General features: G+C 69.5%; 1 protein-coding gene. It reads right to left on the bottom strand.

The annotated features are described in order from the left end of the window. Positions 1–177 precede the first annotated feature (177 nt). Complete coding sequence (locus D4Q52_RS25925) at positions 178–1,467, bottom strand: multidrug effflux MFS transporter (RefSeq protein WP_119859468.1); 1,290 nt, start codon at positions 1,465–1,467, stop codon at positions 178–180. Positions 1,468–1,986 lie beyond the last annotated feature (519 nt).

Below are 1,986 nucleotides of genomic sequence, written 5' to 3'. Positions count from 1 at the left end.
ACTTTATCCCCCCCCGCCTCTGTTCCGGGGGCCGGGGGGCCCGCTGGGCACCCCGGAATCCCGGGGTTCAGGGCACCGGTATCAGCCGCGCCGCCGAGATTCCGGGTTCGCCCGCCGCTGCGCGGCGATCGCCCCGGAATGACTTGGGGAGAGGGGGGGCGCATCAGAAGGCGCCGCTCACATCATCGGCGGCTCTTCGTTTTCGGCGCGTTCGATCAGATCTTCGGTCGGGACCAAGTTGCTGCGCGGGACCAGGAAGATCATCGAGGCGGCGCACGTCAGCGCGAGGCCGAACACAGCGATGTTGAGCGGCAGCGGCGTGGCGAAGTGGCCGCCGAGATAGGCGCCGAATTGCGAGCACAGCGAACCGATGCCGAATTGGGTGAAGCCCATCAGGCCGGACGCGGTGCCGGCGACCTGCGGGCGGATGCTGATCGCGCCGGCGGTGGCGTTGGCCATCACACTGGCGGTGCCGAACATGATGATCATGTGGGTCGCGAACAACCAGCTCGGCACCTGATTCCAGCCGAGCACGCCCCAGACGAGATTGAGCAGCGCGCCGCCGATCTGCACCGCGAGGCCGACCCAGATCAGTTTGTCGAGCGACATGCGCGGCCCGAACCGCACGCAGAACACGTTGCCGAGCAGATAGGCGAAGCCGGAGCTGGCGAACCACGCGCCGTATTCGGCGCTGGTGCGGCCCATCTGCGTCACCACGACGTAAGGCCCGCCGCCCGCGAAGGTGAAGATGATGGCCGAGGCCAGCACCTGGCACAGCGCGTAGCCGATGAAGGCGCGGCTCTTGAACAGCGCGGCGACGTCGCCGCGAAAACTGCCGGGCGACTCCGGCTCGGCGCGGCGCCGCGTTTCTGGTAGCGCCAGCGCGATCGCGGCGGCGACGATCACGGCGCCGGCGGTGACCACGTAGAAGATCGCGCGCCAGCCCAGCGCGGTTTCGATCACGCCGCCGAACAGCGGCGACAGCATCTGCGCGATCATCATCACGGCGATGACCAGGCTGAGCATGCCGCCGACGCGGTCGCGGCTGTACAGATCGCGGATCACCGCGCGGCTGATCACCATGCCCGACGCGCCGCCGAGCGCCTGGAAGAACCGCGCGGCGATCAGTTGCGGCAGCGTCTGCGCGAAGATGCAGCCGATGCTGGCGACGACCATCAGCAGCAGTCCGGCGAGCAGCACCGGACGGCGGCCGAACCGGTCGGACAGCGGCCCCATCATCAGCTGCGAGCACGCCAGCCCGACCATGTAGAGCGACACGGTCATCTGCGCCACCGAGATGTCGCTGCCGAAATCGCTGGCCAGTACCGGCAGCGCCGGCACGAAGATATACAGCGCGATCGGCGCCGCCCCGTTCATCAGCACCAACAACAGCAGCAACAGCTTCGACGGCGGCCGGTCACGCACGCTGGCGTCGATCCTGCCGTATCTGCCGACGATGCCGTGCATGAAGGTGCGGTTCCCGGGCGTGTTGCTGTGTGATTTGTTCGGTGAGCGACCGACTGTAACGTGCCGCAGCACAGCTAACAGGCCGTTTTCGGCATACGGCTATGCGGCGGAGGGAGTGAGCCCGCCTCGCCCCACCCACGGTCATTCCGGGGCGCGCAGCGAAGCTGCGTGCACCCGGAATCCCGATGTTGTTTGGCGCCCTGCTCAATCGCGCGAGATTCCGGGTTCGCCCGCCGCTTCGCGGCGTTCGCCCCGGAATGACTCGGGGAGAGGGGGGCTCCACAACGTTGCCGGATGCGGCGAGGCGCGACTCGTGCGGCCCTCGCCCCGCACACGGTCATTCCGGGGCGCGCAGCGTAGCTGCGTGAACCCGGAATCCCGATGTTCGGGGCACCCGGCGCCAACCGCGGCGCGAGATTCCGGGTTCGCGCGCCGCGGGGGGGGGGGGGGGGCCGCCCCCCAGGGGGGGGGGGGGGGGGGGGGGGGGGGGGGGGGGTGTTTTTGTGCGGCGGCGGCGGG

It is taken from the genome of Rhodopseudomonas palustris (genome assembly GCF_003591005.1).
Classification (GTDB): Bacteria; Pseudomonadota; Alphaproteobacteria; order Rhizobiales; family Xanthobacteraceae; genus Rhodopseudomonas; species Rhodopseudomonas palustris_K.
The sequence above is the reverse complement of the archived record's forward strand: the minus strand, read 5'-3'. Positions and strand labels throughout refer to the sequence as shown.